Source organism: Salmonella sp. 741265073_HBA, assembly GCF_046569105.1.
Lineage (GTDB): Bacteria > Pseudomonadota > Gammaproteobacteria > Enterobacterales > Enterobacteriaceae > Salmonella > Salmonella enterica.
Window position 1 is genome coordinate 1 of sequence record NZ_JBKFRY010000011.1, and the last position, 18,598, is coordinate 18,598.

General features: G+C 53.1%; 21 protein-coding genes and 1 CRISPR repeat array. Of the genes, 19 read left to right on the top strand and 2 right to left on the bottom strand.

The genetic code is table 11. From position 1 onward, the window contains the following. The first annotated feature begins 312 nt into the window (after positions 1 to 312). The 7 genes from casA to cas2e are packed head-to-tail and all read left to right on the top strand — an operon-like array spanning position 313 to position 6,200. Entirely contained in the window at positions 313 to 1,848 is a 1,536-nt protein-coding gene (casA, locus tag ACLD3P_RS15075; RefSeq protein ID WP_411006290.1) for a type I-E CRISPR-associated protein Cse1/CasA, read from the top strand. Between the two features lie 16 nt (positions 1,849 to 1,864). After that, the gene (casB, locus tag ACLD3P_RS15080) at positions 1,865 to 2,467 is read left to right on the top strand and encodes a type I-E CRISPR-associated protein Cse2/CasB (protein WP_023224615.1); all 603 of its coding nucleotides are present in this window, start codon (positions 1,865 to 1,867) and stop codon (positions 2,465 to 2,467) included. 22 nt (positions 2,468 to 2,489) lie between these two features. Further along, positions 2,490 to 3,548 carry a type I-E CRISPR-associated protein Cas7/Cse4/CasC gene (gene cas7e, locus ACLD3P_RS15085; protein ID WP_171991908.1) on the top strand — a complete coding sequence of 353 codons (1,059 nt, stop codon included), beginning with the start codon at positions 2,490 to 2,492 and terminating at the stop codon, positions 3,546 to 3,548. A 9-nt stretch (positions 3,549 to 3,557) separates the two neighbouring features. After that, positions 3,558 to 4,283, top strand: coding sequence for a type I-E CRISPR-associated protein Cas5/CasD (gene cas5e / locus ACLD3P_RS15090; protein WP_000666424.1), 726 nt, complete (start codon positions 3,558 to 3,560; stop codon positions 4,281 to 4,283). Then, entirely contained in the window at positions 4,283 to 4,987 is a 705-nt protein-coding gene (gene cas6e / locus ACLD3P_RS15095) for a type I-E CRISPR-associated protein Cas6/Cse3/CasE (RefSeq protein WP_411006291.1), read from the top strand. Before cas5e ends, cas6e begins: the two co-directional genes overlap by 1 nt. Then, entirely contained in the window at positions 4,987 to 5,904 is a 918-nt protein-coding gene (cas1e, locus tag ACLD3P_RS15100; protein ID WP_000118674.1) for a type I-E CRISPR-associated endonuclease Cas1e, read from the top strand. The genes cas6e and cas1e overlap by 1 nt, the downstream gene beginning before the upstream one ends. A 2-nt stretch (positions 5,905 to 5,906) precedes the next feature. Continuing rightward, positions 5,907 to 6,200 (top strand): type I-E CRISPR-associated endoribonuclease Cas2e, encoded by a 294-nt coding sequence (cas2e, locus tag ACLD3P_RS15105; protein ID WP_000062282.1) that lies wholly within the window; start codon positions 5,907 to 5,909, stop codon positions 6,198 to 6,200. 83 nt (positions 6,201 to 6,283) lie between these two features. Then, positions 6,284 to 7,471: direct repeats of the CRISPR family, unit length 29 nt; unit sequence GTGTTCCCCGCGCCAGCGGGGATAAACCG. Between the two features lie 14 nt (positions 7,472 to 7,485). Here the strand turns inward: cas2e and ACLD3P_RS15110 are convergent. After that, complete coding sequence (locus ACLD3P_RS15110) at positions 7,486 to 8,532, bottom strand: aminopeptidase (protein ID WP_220569660.1); 1,047 nt, start codon at positions 8,530 to 8,532, stop codon at positions 7,486 to 7,488. A gap of 250 nt (positions 8,533 to 8,782) precedes the next feature. Here ACLD3P_RS15110 and cysD point away from each other — a divergent pair, with 250 nt between their 5' ends. The 10 genes from cysD (at position 8,783) to ACLD3P_RS15160 (ending at position 16,224) form a co-directional block, all read left to right on the top strand. After that, positions 8,783 to 9,691: a sulfate adenylyltransferase subunit CysD gene (cysD, locus tag ACLD3P_RS15115; protein WP_000372384.1), complete on the top strand. Its 909-nt coding sequence runs from the start codon at positions 8,783 to 8,785 to the stop codon at positions 9,689 to 9,691. A 9-nt stretch (positions 9,692 to 9,700) separates the two neighbouring features. Further along, positions 9,701 to 11,140, top strand: coding sequence for a sulfate adenylyltransferase subunit CysN (gene cysN, locus ACLD3P_RS15120; RefSeq protein WP_001092259.1), 1,440 nt, complete (start codon positions 9,701 to 9,703; stop codon positions 11,138 to 11,140). Further along, on the top strand, positions 11,127 to 11,732 hold the full coding sequence (gene cysC, locus ACLD3P_RS15125; protein ID WP_001173663.1) for an adenylyl-sulfate kinase: 606 nt from the start codon (positions 11,127 to 11,129) through the stop codon (positions 11,730 to 11,732). Before cysN ends, cysC begins: the two co-directional genes overlap by 14 nt. A gap of 50 nt (positions 11,733 to 11,782) precedes the next feature. After that, positions 11,783 to 12,106 carry a DUF3561 family protein gene (locus ACLD3P_RS15130; RefSeq protein WP_001537530.1) on the top strand — a complete coding sequence of 108 codons (324 nt, stop codon included), beginning with the start codon at positions 11,783 to 11,785 and terminating at the stop codon, positions 12,104 to 12,106. Positions 12,107 to 12,296: 190 nt separating this feature from the next. Beyond that, a complete protein-coding gene (gene ftsB, locus ACLD3P_RS15135; protein WP_000517480.1) occupies positions 12,297 to 12,608 on the top strand; it encodes a cell division protein FtsB in 312 nt (103 codons plus the stop codon). An 18-nt stretch (positions 12,609 to 12,626) separates the two neighbouring features. After that, a complete protein-coding gene (gene ispD / locus ACLD3P_RS15140) occupies positions 12,627 to 13,337 on the top strand; it encodes a 2-C-methyl-D-erythritol 4-phosphate cytidylyltransferase (RefSeq protein ID WP_000741649.1) in 711 nt (236 codons plus the stop codon). Beyond that, complete coding sequence (gene ispF / locus ACLD3P_RS15145; RefSeq protein WP_001219245.1) at positions 13,337 to 13,816, top strand: 2-C-methyl-D-erythritol 2,4-cyclodiphosphate synthase; 480 nt, start codon at positions 13,337 to 13,339, stop codon at positions 13,814 to 13,816. Before ispD ends, ispF begins: the two co-directional genes overlap by 1 nt. After that, positions 13,813 to 14,862, top strand: a complete 1,050-nt coding sequence (gene truD, locus ACLD3P_RS15150; RefSeq protein WP_000134241.1) for a tRNA pseudouridine(13) synthase TruD — start codon at positions 13,813 to 13,815, stop codon at positions 14,860 to 14,862. Before ispF ends, truD begins: the two co-directional genes overlap by 4 nt. Further along, positions 14,843 to 15,604 (top strand): 5'/3'-nucleotidase SurE, encoded by a 762-nt coding sequence (surE, locus tag ACLD3P_RS15155; RefSeq protein WP_001221538.1) that lies wholly within the window; start codon positions 14,843 to 14,845, stop codon positions 15,602 to 15,604. Before truD ends, surE begins: the two co-directional genes overlap by 20 nt. Further along, complete coding sequence (locus ACLD3P_RS15160; protein ID WP_000253545.1) at positions 15,598 to 16,224, top strand: protein-L-isoaspartate(D-aspartate) O-methyltransferase; 627 nt, start codon at positions 15,598 to 15,600, stop codon at positions 16,222 to 16,224. Before surE ends, ACLD3P_RS15160 begins: the two co-directional genes overlap by 7 nt. A 138-nt stretch (positions 16,225 to 16,362) precedes the next feature. Here the strand turns inward: ACLD3P_RS15160 and ACLD3P_RS15165 are convergent, their stop codons facing one another. Further along, the gene (locus tag ACLD3P_RS15165; protein ID WP_223148970.1) at positions 16,363 to 16,521 is read right to left on the bottom strand and encodes a peptidase; all 159 of its coding nucleotides are present in this window, start codon (positions 16,519 to 16,521) and stop codon (positions 16,363 to 16,365) included. On the opposite strand from ACLD3P_RS15165, the gene nlpD reads away from it, so the two are divergent. Both nlpD and rpoS read left to right on the top strand, forming a co-directional pair. Further along, the gene (gene nlpD, locus ACLD3P_RS15170) at positions 16,451 to 17,533 is read left to right on the top strand and encodes a murein hydrolase activator NlpD (RefSeq protein WP_253777083.1); all 1,083 of its coding nucleotides are present in this window, start codon (positions 16,451 to 16,453) and stop codon (positions 17,531 to 17,533) included. The two genes, ACLD3P_RS15165 and nlpD, sit on opposite strands and share 71 nt — an antisense overlap. A 62-nt stretch (positions 17,534 to 17,595) precedes the next feature. Continuing rightward, on the top strand, positions 17,596 to 18,588 hold the full coding sequence (gene rpoS / locus ACLD3P_RS15175) for an RNA polymerase sigma factor RpoS (RefSeq protein ID WP_079794525.1): 993 nt from the start codon (positions 17,596 to 17,598) through the stop codon (positions 18,586 to 18,588). Positions 18,589 to 18,598 lie beyond the last annotated feature (10 nt).

The following is an 18,598-nucleotide window of genomic DNA, read 5'->3' on the forward strand; positions in this document are numbered from 1 at the left end:
AATTATTATAGATACCAACAAGGGGGGGGGTTGGGACTTCAGCAATGGAGCCCCTTGGATAGGGGACATCCACTACTGAAGCGACTTAGCACTTGCATTCTAAACGGACGTCCTAGTTGCCAGCAACAAAAAATGGAACCTGTATGGTGATAACCTTTGCACTCAATCACACAGAAATGCTGCTGTTCTTGGCTTTTCTCTGTTCTGCATTGAAGCATTAGCGTCCAGTTGGCCCCATAAGGGGCCAACCTTTACAGGCATCTGGTTTTCCGTGTTGGCTCTGCTTCACTCCCGTTTTACAGGAGTAATTCTATGGATTTAATCAAAGAGAAATGGCTTCCCGTCATATTCTCAAACGGCGATAAAAAGAAAATATCATTACGCGATCTTCTGGATAACCGCATTCAGGATCTTGCATACCCCCGGCCCGATTTCCAGGGGGCAGCATGGCAAATGCTGATTGGTATTTTACAATGTACCATCGCGCCGGAAGATAAAGAAGAATGGGCGGATATCTGGCATGACGGTATCGAATTCGAACAATGGGAGAAGGCGTTAAATACGATTTCTCTGGCTCTACAGTTCGGCGAGCAAAAACCTTCCTTCCTGCAAAGTTTTGATCCTCTCGATAGTGAATATGGTTCTATTGCCGGGCTGCTGGTGGATGCGCCGGGCGGTAATGCGCTCAAGCTCAATAAAGATCATTTTGTAAAACGTGGCAACGTAGAACAAATATGTCCTCACTGCGCGGCGATAGCGCTATTTGCGATTCAAACCAATTCACCTGCCGGCGGGGCGGGTTACCGGGTAGGGATGCGCGGCGGTGGTCCGCTGACTACGCTGGTGGTACCGCAGGAAGAAGATAAATATCCACTATGGAAAAAACTTTGGCTTAACGTTTTGCCGCAGGAAGAGCCGCCGAATGTTACACAGCATCCACTCATTTTTCCCTGGCTTGCGCCGACGAAAACCAGCGAAAAAGCGGGGAATGTGGTCACACCGGATAATGCGCACCCCTTGCAAGCCTACTGGGGGATGCCGCGGCGCATAGAACTGGATTTCACCCACACTGTGGCAGGTATCTGCGATTTGTGCGGGGAGTATCACGAATCGCTGCTGCTGCAAATGCGCAGTAAAAATTATGGCGTTCAGTATGACGGCTGGCTTCATCCCTTTTCTCCTTATCGGCAGGCGCTGAAAGATCCTTCAGCGCCCTGGCTGGCGCTGAAAGGGCAGCCGGGCGGGTTAAGTTATAAAGACTGGCTGGGGCTGATGCTTAATCGCGAGGATAAGTTCAACAAAATGCAGCCTGCGAAGGTCGTTCGTGCCGCCGGACAGCGGAACAATATGAGCCTGTGGTGTTTTGCATTTGATATGGATAACGCCAAGGCTCGCTGTTGGTATCAGCACCGAATTCCGCTCATTAGCGTTTCCCATGAAGAGCAATTTCTCGCTGCGCTTAACACCGTGCTGGTGCTGGCATCAGAAGCGCTGTCACTGCTGAGAAATGCGCTAAAGAGCGCCAAATTCGATTGTCCGAAAGAAGCCAAAATGGATTTCAGTATGGTAGATATCGCCTTTTGGCAGGAAACCGAACCCGCTTTTCGGGCGTTGCAAGAGGCGCTGGCTGTCGATCCGCTTCGGCAGGATACGCAGACTCGCCACGCAGTAAGTCAGTGGGAGGCGGAATTAGCACACTATCTATTTCACGTTTTTGACCGTGATGCCCTGACCAACCCCGACTGCCCGGATGATATCCTGCAGCGCCAGCTGACGGCCCGACAGGATTTAGCCAGCAGCTATCGTAAACATAAAGCGCGCAAGGATGTGTTGGCGCTGGTCGAATAACAGAAGGAAGCCAAATATGCTGAACAGCAATACCGCAGCGTTATGCAGAATTCTCCACCCCGATGCGCAGAAGGCGCTACTTGACTGGTTTGCTACGCTGTCTGAGCGTTATGAGCACAAGGATGGTAAACGAGTCAACGGTCGCGCCTGGCGGGCTGAGTTGAAAAGAATGGCGCCGCCATATGGCGTAATGATATGTGAAGGGCATGACGCTCTCCGCCAGGCGCTGCTTAAACATATGCGACTGCAACCTCTTGATGAGATGGCTCTGGCTCTGTTTGTCAGCGTCGCTGTGCATATTAAGAGTCATAAGGCGAATATTAGTTTCGCTGCGCAGTTAGGGGAAAAGCTTAAAGGTTCCACGTCGTGCGTTTCTGGTCTGCGTTTTGAACGTTTGCAAAAAGCGTCCGACCCGGAAACATTTTGCCAGTTGTTGATTCAGGCAGTGAAGATTCGCGGTACGGAGGGGGTGAATGTTCTTTCACTTGCCGATGGCATTTTCCTGTGGATGGAAGAGTGGCAACGACGCGAAAACCATCAGCCGGAATTCCGTAACCCCTTTGAACGAAATCGCATCCGTTGGGCGAACGAATATCTTTCCACGTCGCGTGGCAAATAATCATTTTTAGAAGGATTTGATAATGACAACTTTTATTCAACTGCATTTATTGACTGCTTATGCGCCCGCTAACCTGAATCGTGATGAGTCTGGCAGACCGAAGACCGCGTTTATGGGAGGAGTTGAGCGTTTACGCGTATCGTCGCAAAGTCTGAAGCGTGCCTGGCGGGTGTCGGAAACTTTTGAAGCGGCAATGGATGGTTTTATGGGTAAGCGTACTCGTCGAATTGGCGTGGATTATGTTTATCGTCCGATGAAAGATGCCGGAATTGAAGAAAAAATTGCTAAGAGTTCGTCTGATTTAATCGCTAAGCAATTTGGCAAGCTTAAAAGTGATAAAGATGCGAAACCGGAAAAAAATCTCGAAATTGAGCAGATCGTTCACGTCAGTAACCATGAAATTAGTTTGATTAAACAACTGGTTGATACGCTAATTGCCGACAAACGCGAACCTAACGATGAAGAAGTGAAGCTTTTGCGCAAAGAGCAGCGTAGCGTAGATATGGCGCTGTTTGGCCGTATGCTGGCGTCATCGCCTGAGTTCAACGTCGAGGCTGCTTGTCAGGTATCCCATGCGTTGGGCGTAAGTGCCGTGACCGTTGAGTCTGATTTTTTCACCGCCGTTGACGATCTGAATAATAAAGAGGAAGACGCAGGTTCCGGGCATATGGGCGAGCAGGGTTTTGCCTCGGCGCTTTTCTACACCTATGTCTGTATCAGCCGCGATCTGCTGGTGGAAAACCTGGGTGGTAACGAAGAACTGGCGAAGCGTACTATCGCGGCACTCACTGAAACAGCGTTAACCGTCTCGCCAACCGGTAAACAAAACAGCTTCGCTTCTCGTGCCTATGCCACCTATGCGTTGGCCGAAGTCGGGCAAAAACAACCGCGTTCTCTGGCGGCGGCATTTTTCCAGCCGGTACGCGATACCGATCAAATTCCTGCGGCAATAACCCGTTTAAAACAGCAGCGCGCCAGCTTCGATAGCGTATACGGAAACTGTGCAGACGATTATCGCGAGTTGAACGTTCAGGAAGGTACGGGATCTCTGGCGGAATTACTGGCCTTTGTTAGCCAGTAAGGATGAATAATGAAGGAATATCTGGTTTTTCAGCTCTATGCGCCGCTGGCGTCGTGGGGGGAAGAAGCGTCTGGCGAGATTCGCCACTCAGCTACGGTTCCCACGCGCTCTGCGCTATTGGGTCTGCTTGCCGCAGCGTTAGGAATTCGTCGCGACGAAGAAGCGCGGCTGAATAACTTTAACCGGCACTATCATCTGGCGGTGCACGCGTTGGCTTCACAAGATCGTTGGCTGCGGGATTATCACACGGTTAGCGCGCCGCGAGAAAACAAAAAGTATCGTTACTACACGCGCCGGGATGAACTGACTCTCGCGCCGGATGAAGTGGGGACGCTTATCTCGCAGCGAGAATATCGCTGCGACGGCTACTGGCATGTGGCAATAAGCGCCACGCCTGATGCACCACATTCGCTTAGCGAATTGCGAGAGGCGCTGCTGACACCGCATTTTCCGCTCTATCTGGGGAGAAAATCCTGCCCGCTGGCGTTACCGTTAGCGGCGCGTTTAATGACCGGCACCTTAAAAGAGGTATTCACCCATGCTGTGGAGGAGATTTCCGCAGCGGAATTAAGTGGATTTACCCTGCGTGAGGGTATTTGTTATTGGGATGATCCTGATGAGGAGAGTCTGGTCTGGCAACAAAAGCAGCATAGCAATAACCAGCCAGTTAGCCGCCAACGCTGGCAGTTTGGCGGCTACACCCGCTTCAATGGGCCGTTGCAGGAGAGAACATAATGTATCTTTCTCGTATTCAACTCCGGTTTAATAATTTGCGACCGGAGATGTTGGCAAAGTGGAATTCAGCCAGGCCTTATGCCAGCCACCAGTGGTTATGGCAGCTCTTTCCGGAACAGGAATTGCGTCAGTTTCTGTTTCGCGAAGAGGCGCATGGCGGCTTTTTTATGCTCTCGGCAATACCGCCGTTATCGCAGCACTCCCTGTTTCTTATTGAAACCAAACCATTTAATCCGCAACTGACAAATGGTCTTGAGCTTGATTTTCAACTACGAGCTAACCCGGTGATAACCCGTAACGGTAAGCGCAGTGACGTGATGATGAACGCGAAACATCAGGCGAAGGCGAATGGTGTGGAGAAAGAACGGTGGTGGGAGCTTCAACAGCAGGCCGCGCAGGCGTGGCTGGAACAACAAGGGCAGCAGCATGGTTTCCGGTTGATTGCACCGGAACCTGATGATTTCGCTATGTGGGCTGGTGACGAGTACAGTGAATTGCAGGCGCATTGTGGATGCGTGCAAGCGTATCAGCAGCATCGTTTTGTCCGTAAAGACCAGGAAACCCCAATCACTTTCAGTAGCGTTGATTTTAGCGGTGCGCTCTGTATCACCGATGCAGCACTGTTTAAACAGGCTTTATTTTCCGGATTAGGTAAAAGTAAAGCGCTGGGCTGCGGAATGCTGATGGTAAAAAGGAAACGTTGATGAGCTGGCTGCCGCTGAATCCCATCCCGTTGAAAGACCGTGTTTCGATGATATTTCTCCAGTACGGACAAATAGATGTGATCGACGGTGCGTTTGTGCTTATCGATAAAACGGGTGTACGTACCCATATTCCTGTTGGATCGGTGGCCTGCATCATGCTGGAACCGGGGACGCGGGTTTCCCATGCCGCCGTGCGACTTGCGGCAACGGTGGGTACGTTACTGGTGTGGGTGGGGGAAGCGGGCGTACGCGTTTACGCTTCGGGGCAGCCAGGTGGTGCCCGTTCCGACAAATTGCTTTATCAGGCGAAACTTGCACTGGATGAAGATTTGCGGCTGAAGGTCGTGCGTAAAATGTTTGAATTACGTTTTGGCGAACCCGCGCCGAGCCGTCGTTCTGTAGATCAATTGCGTGGTATTGAGGGGAGCCGTGTGCGGGCAACCTATGCACTACTTGCTAAGCAGTATGGCGTGAAATGGCAGGGACGTCGCTACGATCCGAAAGACTGGGAGAAAGGCGATGTCATTAATCAGTGTATCAGCTCGGCAACCTCCTGCCTCTATGGCGTAACGGAGGCGGCAATACTGGCTGCCGGATATGCGCCCGCGATTGGATTTGTGCACACCGGCAAGCCGCTTTCTTTTGTCTATGATATTGCCGATATCATTAAATTTGAGACCGTTGTACCGAAAGCATTTGAAATTGCGCGACGTAATCCTGCCGAGCCTGATCGTGATGTCCGTATTGCCTGCCGGGATATCTTCCGCAGTGGAAAAACATTGGCGAAATTGATTCCTCTTATTGAAGATGTTCTCGCGGCAGGGGAAATTCAACCGCCGTTACCTCCTGAAGATTCACAACCCATAGCGATCCCTCTTCCTGTTGCGTTGGGAGATTCCGGTCATCGGAGTACCTAACGATGAGTATGCTGGTTGTCGTTACCGAAAATGTTCCTCCTCGTCTGCGGGGGAGGCTGGCCGTCTGGTTACTGGAAATTCGAGCTGGTGTGTATGTTGGTGATGTTTCCGCAAAGATCCGCGAGATGATATGGCAACAGGTTTCCGTTCTGGCAGATGAGGGAAATGTTGTTATGGCGTGGGCGACAAATACAGAATCAGGTTTTGAGTTTCAGACTTTTGGTGTAAATCGACGTATTCCGGTAGATCTTGATGGACTGCGATTGGTGTCGTTTCTACCTGTTGAAAATCAATAAGTTAGAGATCTTTAAAAATTAGGAAAAGTTGGTGGGTTTTTGTGCGCTAAAAAAGTATTTAAATTCAATTGGGTAGATTTAGAGTGTTCCCCGCGCCAGCGGGGATAAACCGTCACGCCAGTGGTCAGAAAGGGCGTAGCAGTTGTGTTCCCCGCGCCAGCGGGGATAAACCGGTATTTTGTCGTGGACTAATTCAGGGGTAATCGTGTTCCCCGCGCCAGCGGGGATAAACCGCCAGTGCTCACTTGCTTCTACCCGCCCCGATCGTGTTCCCCGCGCCAGCGGGGATAAACCGTTGCTACAACCACAATGGATCAGGAGCAATTAGTGTTCCCCGCGCCAGCGGGGATAAACCGCCGGTCGTTTGACCGGCTAACTTGTTGCTTTAGTGTTCCCCGCGCCAGCGGGGATAAACCGCAGAGCTGCTCTGCGACATCATCAAAATAAAAGTGTTCCCCGCGCCAGCGGGGATAAACCGCTGGTGGACGATATCGTTAGAAACTGGCTTGAGTGTTCCCCGCGCCAGCGGGGATAAACCGTTCGTGTTCTAACAGCAGATCGCTGATACGGCGTGTTCCCCGCGCCAGCGGGGATAAACCGCCCTGGCGGGCAATCCCTGCCTGGTCATGGCCGTGTTCCCCGCGCCAGCGGGGATAAACCGGTTCAGAACCTGTTCCGGCGCGTCACCCGTAAGTGTTCCCCGCGCCAGCGGGGATAAACCGGACTACAGTGAGAATCGCACCAAAGCAGCACAGTGTTCCCCGCGCCAGCGGGGATAAACCGCGGCTGCTCTCACCGTCACCGTCGTTGAGGTGGTGTTCCCCGCGCCAGCGGGGATAAACCGAAATTTTAGCGGGGCCATAGCGCGCGCCTGCCGTGTTCCCCGCGCCAGCGGGGATAAACCGGCCACTAACATTTTTGAAGTTGGCTCAACAGGGTGTTCCCCGCGCCAGCGGGGATAAACCGGGGTCCTGGGGAACCGCCAGCGACGAGGATATGTGTTCCCCGCGCCAGCGGGGATAAACCGCATGATACATATATATTAATTCACATTACCGCGTGTTCCCCGCGCCAGCGGGGATAAACCGCAACTGGGGAATTTGCTGAACTCGGCAGAAACGTGTTCCCCGCGCCAGCGGGGATAAACCGAAGACAACTCCTGTCTTTCCATCACTCGAAGCGTGTTCCCCGCGCCAGCGGGGATAAACCGAGGGGCGTTCCGCAGTCGGCAAGGGCTGAAAAATGTTCCCCGCGTCAGCGGGGATAAACACGTTTCACCAGCATATCAGGACGTTTTTTCCGCCTTCGCCAGCTCTTTTACCAACGGCAGCATTATCCGCACTACATCGCGGCTACGGCGCTCAATCCGCCCTGGCAGCGCCTTGTCAATATGCTGTTGATTATCAAGCCGTACGTCGTGCCAGCTATTGCCGTTCGGGAAGGATGCATTTTTCACGCGTTGCTGGTATCCGTCTTTTTTACCCAGATTCCAGTTCGTCGCCTCAACAGAAAGCACCGATATTCCCGCTTTATCGAAAACCTCCGCATCATTACAGCAACCCGTTCCTTTGGGGTAGGATGGATTGCGTCCCGGATTGGTGTTGGCGGCGATACCATAACGGCGCGCAATCGCTAATGCCCGATCGCGGGTCAGTGTACGCACCGCTTCCGGCGTATTTTTCCCGCTATTAAAATAGAGCTTGTCGCCAACAATCAGGTTATCGAGATTAATGACCAGCAGCGTATTTTTCTTCTCAGCGTCACTCATTCGTTTGAGTAAATTTTCCGCGCCTAGCTTTCCCTCTTCTTCCCCGCTGGTGGCGATAAAACGAATCCCATAATGGGTCGGTATATCTTTCAGGTGCGCCGCCAGTTCCAGCATAACGCCTAATCCCGCGGCATTATCATCCATTCCCTGTAACGTTAAACCGCCCAGATTGGCATCGACATCAGCGTCGCTCTGCGGAGCGTAGGTATCCAGATGCGCCATAATAATGATCTGCTGCGGCACGCGCCCTTCATGGGCGGCGATGACCGTGCTGCCCGTCACGTTATGCCAGTTTTTGCGATTATCCTTCGTGGTATAAATAAATCGGCTATTAAACGTTCGAATATCGCTTTGGTATCCCATCTGGGTAAATTGTTGGCGTAAATAATCGGCAGATAACATCTCGGCGGGGGAGCCCGTCATTCTCCCGGGAAAAAAGGTGGCGATATGTCGCGCCTGAGTATTCGCTATTTCACCAGGCCCTGGTGATGCTGCTTGTGCAGGAAGGATAAAGCCTACGCCGAGCGCCAGAATGACGGCAAAGCGGCGCGTTGCGGAAAACATAATGAGTCCTTAAATACAGAACAAAATTTTACGTGGCTAGTATGAAACCGCGATCGTGTTAATACAATTTCATTTGCTCCTAAATGCTGGCAATCCGGTACGTTAAGCATTTTTTGATATTGGTTTTTGGGCCGCGTTATTCCTTTGAGGAACTACTCATTCCAATTCGTCATTTCATTCACTCTCCTGCGCTCCCTATAGTCGTGTAATCGAAATGTTTAGCAAAAAACGGTATTGCAAAGGAACGGTTATGGATCAAAAACGACTCACCCACCTGCGGCAACTGGAGGCGGAAAGTATCCACATTATCCGTGAAGTGGCAGCGGAATTCGCTAATCCGGTCATGCTGTACTCCATTGGTAAAGACTCCAGCGTCATGCTGCATCTGGCGCGTAAGGCGTTTTATCCGGGTACGTTACCGTTCCCGCTATTACACGTTGATACCGGTTGGAAATTCCGTGAGATGTACGCCTTTCGCGATCGTACCGCCAACGCATATGGCTGCGAGTTGCTGGTACATAAAAATCCGGAAGGCGTGGCGATGGGCATCAATCCGTTCGTTCACGGTAGCGCTAAACACACCGACATTATGAAAACCGAAGGGTTAAAGCAGGCGCTGAATAAGTACGGTTTCGATGCCGCGTTCGGCGGCGCACGGCGCGATGAGGAAAAATCCCGCGCGAAGGAACGTATTTACTCCTTTCGTGACCGTTTCCATCGCTGGGACCCGAAAAATCAGCGTCCAGAGTTGTGGCGTAACTATAACGGTCAGATTAATAAAGGCGAAAGTATACGCGTCTTCCCGCTCTCCAACTGGACAGAGCAGGATATCTGGCAATACATCTGGCTGGAAAACATCGACATCGTGCCGCTGTATTTGGCTGCTGAACGCCCGGTTCTGGAACGTGACGGCATGTTGATGATGGTGGATGACGATCGTATCGATCTCCAGCCTGGCGAAGTCATCAAAAAAAGGATGGTGCGCTTCCGTACACTTGGCTGTTGGCCGCTCACCGGGGCGGTGGAATCCCACGCGCAAACGCTGCCGGAAATTATCGAAGAGATGCTGGTTTCTACCACCAGCGAGCGCCAGGGGAGGATGATTGACCGCGATCAGGCGGGGTCGATGGAGCTTAAAAAACGTCAGGGGTATTTCTAAGGAGCCGCCATGAACACCATACTTGCACAACAAATCGCCAATGAAGGCGGCGTCGAAGCCTGGATGATTGCCCAACAACACAAAAGCCTGCTGCGTTTTTTAACCTGTGGCAGCGTTGATGACGGTAAAAGTACGTTGATAGGTCGTTTGCTGCACGATACCCTGCAAATTTATGAAGATCAGCTCTCTTCTCTGCATAATGACAGTAAACGTCATGGCACGCAGGGAGAAAAACTCGATCTGGCGCTGCTGGTAGATGGGCTGCAGGCCGAGCGTGAGCAGGGCATTACTATTGACGTCGCGTACCGCTATTTCTCCACGGAAAAACGAAAATTTATTATCGCCGACACGCCGGGCCATGAACAATATACCCGGAATATGGCGACCGGAGCGTCCACCTGCGATCTGGCGATCCTACTGATCGACGCGCGTAAAGGCGTGCTGGATCAGACGCGTCGCCATAGCTTTATCTCCACTCTGTTGGGGATCAAACACCTGGTGGTGGCAATCAACAAAATGGATCTCGTTGACTACCGCGAAGAGACCTTCGCTCGTATTCGCGAAGATTACCTGACTTTTGCTGAACAGTTGCCAGGCGATCTGGACATTCGCTTTGTCCCGCTTTCGGCGCTGGAAGGGGATAATGTCGCCGCGCAGAGCGCCAATATGCGCTGGTACAGCGGTCCGACGCTGCTGGAAGTCCTGGAAACGGTAGACATACAGCGTGCGGTAGACCGTCAGCCGATGCGCTTTCCGGTACAGTACGTCAATCGCCCGAATCTTGATTTTCGGGGGTATGCCGGCACTCTGGCGTCTGGTAGCGTCAAAGTCGGAGAGCGCATTAAAGTGCTGCCGTCTGGCGTGGAATCCAGCGTGGCGCGTATCGTCACTTTTGATGGCGATAAAGAAGAAGCCTATGCGGGCGAAGCCATTACCCTGGTACTCAACGACGACATTGATATTAGCCGCGGCGATCTGCTGCTGGCGGCAAACGAGACGCTGGCACCTGCGCGGCACGCCGCGATCGATGTGGTATGGATGGCGGAACAGCCGCTGGCACCGGGCCAAAGCTACGACGTTAAACTTGCGGGTAAGAAAACCCGCGCGCGTATCGAGGCTATTCGCTATCAGATTGATATCAACAATCTGACCCAACGAGACGTCGAGAGCCTGCCGTTAAACGGTATTGGTCTGGTGGAGATGACATTCGATGAGCCGCTCGCGCTGGATATTTATCAGCAAAATCCGGTGACGGGCGGGCTGATTTTTATCGACCGACTTTCTAACGTCACCGTGGGCGCAGGCATGGTGCGGGAACTGGATGAACGCGGAGCGACGCCGCCCGTGGAATACAGTGCGTTTGAGCTGGAGCTGAATGCGCTGGTACGCCGTCATTTTCCGCACTGGGACGCCCGCGATTTGCTGGGAGATAAACATGGCGCTGCATGATGAGAACGTGGTCTGGCACTCTCATCCCGTTACTGTCGCCGCCCGTGAACAGCTCCACGGCCACCGTGGCGTGGTGCTGTGGTTTACCGGACTCTCCGGTTCGGGAAAATCAACGGTGGCCGGCGCGCTGGAAGAGGCGTTACATCAGCGTGGCGTCAGTACCTACCTGTTGGATGGCGATAATGTGCGCCACGGTTTGTGCCGTGATTTAGGCTTTAGCGATGCCGATCGCCAGGAGAATATCCGGCGGGTAGGCGAAGTGGCCAGTCTGATGGCGGACGCCGGCCTGATTGTTTTGACGGCATTTATTTCTCCGCACCGCGCCGAGCGGCAACTGGTAAAAGAGCGCGTCGGCCACGATCGTTTTATCGAGATTTATGTCAATACGCCGCTGGCTATCTGTGAACAGCGCGATCCTAAAGGGTTGTATAAAAAAGCGCGCGCGGGCGAGTTGCGTAACTTTACCGGCATCGACGCCATTTACGAAGCGCCTGACTCGCCCCAGGTTCATCTTAATGGTGAACAATTAGTAACAAATTTGGTTTCCCAATTATTAGACCTGCTGAGACGGCGCGATATTATCAGATCCTGAGACACCACCGGGCTTGTATGCCCGGTATGGTCAAGGTTACAGGATTTAATATGCGTAATAGCCATAACATTACTTTCACAAGGTCAGACGCCTTCATGGTCGACGATGACGCCACCAGTGCATTTCCGGGGGCGGTGGTCGGCTTTGTGTCATGGCTGCTGGCGTTGGGGATCCCTTTTCTGCTTTATGGCCCTAACACGCTGTTTTTTTTCCTCTATACCTGGCCCTTTTTCCTCGCGTTAATGCCGGTATCGGTGATTATCGGCATTGCGTTGCATCTGCTGGTAAAGGGCAAAATACTTTTTAGCATCATGTTTACTCTACTGGCCGTAGGCGCGCTGTTCGGCGCGTTATTTATATGGCTATTAGGGTAGACGGGTTATCACTGCGCCTCCGGTCATAATTCAAACCGTAACCAACAATGAGATTATGTTCTCCTTACTCGGGTATACGTAACATCCGGCAAATGTGGTACATTTGCCGGCGTTGTCGCGGCAATCCCGTCCTGAATGTGGAGTCACAGAGGACGTTATGGGATGATGATGCCGTTTTTCAGGGGGCAGGATGGGTAAACTAACGCTGCTGTTGCTGGCTTTACTGGTCTGGCTACAGTACTCGCTGTGGTTCGGTAAGAACGGCATACATGACTATAGCCGCGTCAACGATGATGTGGTCGCGCAGCAGGCGACAAACGCCAAACTTAAAGCGCGTAACGATCAGCTTTTTGCCGAAATTGACGATCTCAATGGTGGCCAGGAAGCGATTGAGGAGCGCGCGCGCAACGAACTTAGCATGACCAAACCGGGCGAAACCTTCTATCGTCTGGTGCCTGACGCCTCAAAACGCGCGGCAACGGCGGGGCAAACTCATCGATAAACCATCCAGGGATTTAACATGGCAGCCACTTTATTGGACGTTTGCGCCGTGGTGCCGGCGGCCGGATTTGGCCGCCGAATGCAAACAGAATGTCCTAAGCAGTATCTCTCAATCGGTAATAAAACCATTCTGGAGCACTCAGTTCATGCGCTGCTGGCGCATCCTCGGGTGACACGCGTTGTTATTGCTATCAGTCCTGGCGATCATCGCTTTGCCCAACTTCCGCTGGCGAATCATCCGCAAATCACCGTTGTGGATGGCGGCAACGAACGCGCTGATTCCGTTTTGGCCGGGTTACAGGCCGTTGCAAAGGCGCAGTGGGTGCTGGTGCACGACGCGGCAAGACCCTGTTTGCATCAGGATGACCTTGCGCGGTTGCTGGCTATCAGCGAAAACAGCCGGGTCGGCGGTATCCTCGCCAGTCCGGTGCGCGACACCATGAAACGCGGCGAACCAGGGAAAAACGCTATTGCCCATACCGTAGAGCGCGCCGATTTATGGCACGCGCTCACCCCGCAGTTTTTCCCCCGCGAGCTCTTGCACGATTGTCTGACGCGTGCGCTGAATGAAGGCGCGACCATCACCGACGAGGCGTCAGCGCTGGAGTATTGTGGTTTTCATCCGGCGCTGGTAGAAGGTCGCGCGGATAACATCAAGGTCACCCGCCCGGAAGATCTGGCGCTGGCGGAATTTTATCTGACCCGAACCATCCACCAGGAGAAAGCATAATGCGAATTGGACACGGTTTTGACGTACACGCGTTTGGCGGAGAAGGGCCGATTATCATTGGCGGCGTGCGTATCCCTTATGAAAAAGGGCTATTGGCGCATTCCGATGGCGATGTGGCGTTACATGCGCTGACCGATGCGCTGCTGGGCGCGGCGGCGCTTGGCGATATCGGCAAGCTCTTCCCGGATACCGATCCGGCATTTAAGGGAGCGGATAGCCGCGAACTGCTGCGCGAAGCCTGGCGTCGTATTCAGGCGAAGGGGTACACCCTCGGCAACGTGGATGTCACCATTATTGCGCAGGCGCCGAAAATGCTGCCGCATATTCCGCAAATGCGCGTCTTTATCGCCGAAGATCTCGGCTGCCATATGGATGAGGTTAACGTGAAGGCGACGACGACGGAAAAGCTCGGATTTACCGGACGTGGAGAAGGCATTGCCTGCGAAGCGGTCGCGTTGCTGATGAAGGCGGCGAAATGACAGAGTTTGACAATCTCACCTGGCTGCACGGAAAGCCACAAGGTAGCGGATTGCTGAAAGCGAATCCGGAAGATTTTGTGGTGGTTGAAGATTTAGGCTTTAGGCCGGATGGTGAAGGCGAGCACATTCTGCTGCGTATTTTGAAAAACGGTTGCAATACCCGTTTTGTCGCTGACGCGCTGGCGAAATTCCTGAAAATTCACGCTCGCGAAGTGAGCTTTGCCGGGCAAAAAGATAAACACGCCGTTACCGAGCAGTGGCTGTGCGCGCGCGTGCCGGGGAAAGAGATGCCCGATTTCAGCGCCTTTCAGCTGGAAGGTTGTAAAGTGCTGGAATACGCGCGTCACAAGCGTAAGCTGCGTTTAGGCGCGCTGAAAGGCAATGCCTTTACGCTGGTGTTGCGTGAAATAAGCGATCGCCGCGATGTCGAAACACGATTGCAGGCGATTCGCGATGGCGGCGTGCCGAACTATTTCGGCGCACAGCGATTCGGCATTGGCGGCAGCAACTTGCAGGGCGCGCTGCGCTGGGCGCAAAGTAACGCGCCGGTGCGCGATCGCAATAAACGCAGTTTTTGGTTGTCGGCGGCACGTAGCGCGTTGTTTAATCAAATTGTTCACCAGCGGCTGAAGAAACCAGACTTTAATCAAGTTGTTGACGGCGATGCGCTACAATTAGCGGGGCGTGGAAGCTGGTTCGTCGCGACATCTGAAGAACTGCCTGAATTGCAGCGCCGGGTAGACGAAAAAGAGCTGATGATTACAGCGTCGTTGCCGGGCAGCGGAGAGTGGGGAACACAGCGTGCGGCGCTGGCGTTTGAGCAAGATGCCATTGCCCAGGAAACGGTGTTGCAATCGCTGTTGCTGCGCGAAAAAGTAGAGGCGTCGCGCAGAGCGATGCTGCTTTATCCGCAACAATTAAGCTGGAACTGGTGGGATGACGTTACCGTCGAGTTACGTTTCTGGCTGCCCGCAGGCAGTTTTGCCACCAGCGTAGTAAGGGAACTGATCAACACAATGGGTGATTATGCGCATATTGCTGAGTAACGATGACGGGGTTCACGCGCCCGGTATACAAACGCTGGCGAAAGCGCTGCGTGAGTTTGCTGATGTACAGGTCGTAGCCCCGGATCGTAACCGCAGCGGCGCGTCTAATTCCCTCACGCTGGAATCTTCGCTTCGTACTTTTACCTTTGATAATGGCGATATCGCCGTACAGATGGGGACGCCGACCGATTGCGTCTATCTGGGCGTTAATGCCTTAATGCGTCCGCGTCCGGATATTGTTGTTTCCGGTATTAACGCGGGTCCGAATCTGGGCGATGATGTGATCTATTCCGGTACTGTCGCCGCGGCGATGGAAGGCCGTCATCTCGGCTTTCCGGCATTAGCGGTCTCCCTTAACGGCTATCAGCATTATGATACGGCTGCGGCCGTGACTTGCGCGCTTTTGCGAGGGTTAAGCCGGGAGCCGTTGCGTACCGGGCGTATTCTCAACGTGAATGTCCCGGATCTACCGTTAGCGCAGGTTAAAGGCATCCGCGTGACTCGCTGTGGTAGCCGCCATCCAGCGGATAAAGTAATCCCGCAGGAAGATCCGCGCGGTAATACATTGTACTGGATTGGCCCGCCGGGCGATAAATACGATGCCGGGCCGGATACCGATTTCGCGGCGGTGGATGAAGGCTACGTCTCCGTCACGCCGTTGCATGTGGATTTAACCGCGCACAGCGCGCATGATGTGGTTTCAGACTGGTTAGACAGCGTGGGAGTTGGCACGCAATGGTAAGTGGACGTGTACAGGCTCTTCTTGAACAATTGCGCGCGCAGGGCATCAGAGATGAGCAGGTGCTTAATGCGCTTGCCGCAGTGCCGCGCGAGAAATTTATTGATGAAGCGTTTGAACATAAGGCCTGGGAAAATATCGCTTTGCCGATAGGCCAGGGTCAGACGATTTCGCAGCCCTATATGGTGGCGCGAATGACGGAACTGCTCGAACTGACGCCGCAATCCAGGGTGCTGGAAATTGGCACCGGTTCCGGCTATCAGACGGCGATTCTGGCGCATCTGGTACATCACGTTTGCTCCGTTGAGCGGATTAAGGGGCTGCAATGGCAGGCGCGTCGCCGCCTGAAGCAGCTCGATTTACATAATGTTTCTACCCGTCATGGCGATGGCTGGCAAGGCTGGCAGGCGCGTGCGCCGTTTGACGCTATCATTGTGACGGCTGCGCCGCCGGAAATTCCTACCGCGCTCATGGCACAGTTGGATGAAGGCGGCATTCTTGTTCTGCCCGTGGGCGATGAGCAGCAGTTTTTGAAACGCGTGCGTCGCCGGGGCGGCGAATTTATTATCGATACCGTGGAGGCCGTTCGCTTCGTCCCGTTAGTCAAGGGAGAGCTGGCCTAGTTTGCCCTGCAAACACCCACTATTACGCCTGATGAAGCCGAAACGAATACCTGGAGTTTTCCTGGTTATTCCCGGTGGGTTAAGCGTATCGTGAACACATTTTCCCGTGTTCACTTAATGCGTTGCACGGTTCTTACGTCACTGGTTGTTAACCAAATTTTTTCCTGGGGGATAAATGAGCGCGGGAAGCCCAAAATTCACCGTTAGTCGCATTGCGGCACTATCACTGGTTTCACTATGGCTGGCAGGTTGTACCAGTTCGTCAAACCCTCCGGCGCCGGTCACGTCTGTGGACAGTGGGTCGTCATCAAATACCAATTCCGGGATGTTGATCACACCGCCGCCAAAAATGGGCGCGACGACGCAACAAACGCCGCAACAAGCGCCGCAAATTCAACCCGTTCAGCGTCCTGTAACGCAGCCCATGCAAACTCAAACGGTCACGGAACAACCCGTGCAGATGGAAAATGGGCGAATCGTATACAATCGCCAGTATGGGAATATTCCGAAAGGTAGCTATACGGGTGGCAGTACTTACACCGTGAAAAAGGGTGATACGCTTTTTTACATCGCCTGGATTACCGGGAACGATTTCCGCGATCTGGCCCAGAGAAACAGTATTTCTGCCCCGTATAGCCTGAATGTAGGGCAAACTTTGCAAGTTGGTAACGCATCCGGTACGCCAATTACTGGCGGAAATGCGATCACCCAGGCGGATGCAGCACAGCAAGGAGTTGTGACCAGGTCTGCACAAAATTCCACCGTTGCAGTTGCGTCTCAACCAACAATTACGTATTCTGAGGGCTCAGGTGAACAAAGTGCTAACAAAATGTTGCCAAACAACAAGCCTGCTGGGACGGTTGTCACAGCGCCTGTAACGGCACCAACGGTAAGCACGACCGAACCAAATGCAAGCAGTACGTCAACCAGCGCGCCGATTTCCGCATGGCGCTGGCCGACGGATGGCAAAGTGATCGAAAACTTTGGCGCTTCCGAAGGGGGCAATAAAGGGATCGACATTGCAGGCAGTAAGGGACAGGCTATCGTCGCAACCGCTGATGGGCGCGTCGTATATGCCGGTAACGCACTGCGTGGTTACGGTAATCTTATTATCATCAAACATAACGATGATTACCTGAGTGCCTACGCCCATAATGATACGATGCTGGTCCGGGAACAACAGGAAGTTAAGGCGGGGCAAAAAATCGCTACTATGGGTAGCACCGGCACCAGCTCTACACGCTTGCATTTTGAAATTCGTTACAAGGGGAAATCCGTAAACCCGCTGCGTTATTTACCGCAGCGATAAAGCGGCGGAACCAGGCTTTGACTTGCTAGTTCCGTCAAGGGATCACGGGTAGGAGCCACCTTATGAGTCAGAATACGCTGAAAGTTCATGATTTAAATGAAGACGCGGAATTTGATGAGAACGGAGTAGAGGCTTTTGACGAAAAAGCCTTGAGTGAAGAGGAACCCAGTGATAACGACCTGGCTGAAGAAGAGCTGTTATCGCAAGGGGCCACACAGCGTGTGTTGGACGCGACTCAGCTTTACCTTGGTGAGATTGGGTATTCACCACTGTTAACAGCCGAAGAAGAAGTCTATTTTGCGCGTCGCGCACTGCGTGGAGATGTCGCTTCTCGCCGTCGCATGATTGAGAGTAACCTGCGTCTGGTGGTAAAAATTGCCCGCCGTTATGGCAATCGTGGACTGGCGTTGCTGGACCTGATTGAAGAGGGCAACCTGGGGCTTATCCGTGCAGTCGAGAAGTTTGACCCGGAACGCGGGTTCCGCTTCTCAACATACGCAACCTGGTGGATTCGCCAGACAATCGAACGGGCGATTATGAACCAAACCCGTACGATTCGCTTGCCGATTCACATTGTTAAAGAGCTGAACGTATACCTGCGCACCGCACGTGAGTTGTCGCATAAACTGGACCACGAACCGAGTGCGGAAGAAATTGCAGAGCAACTGGATAAACCGGTTGATGACGTCAGCCGTATGCTTCGTCTCAACGAGCGCATTACCTCGGTAGACACCCCGCTGGGCGGTGATTCCGAAAAAGCGTTGCTGGACATCCTGGCCGATGAAAAAGAGAACGGTCCGGAAGACACCACGCAAGATGACGATATGAAACAGAGCATCGTCAAATGGTTGTTCGAACTGAACGCCAAACAGCGTGAAGTGCTGGCGCGCCGTTTCGGTCTGCTGGGATATGAAGCTGCGACACTGGAAGATGTAGGCCGTGAAATCGGTCTTACGCGTGAACGTGTTCGTCAGATTCAGGTTGAAGGCCTGCGCCGTCTGCGCGAAATTCTGCAGATGCAGGGGCTGAATATCGAAGCGCTGTTCCGCGAGTAAGTACCCTTGT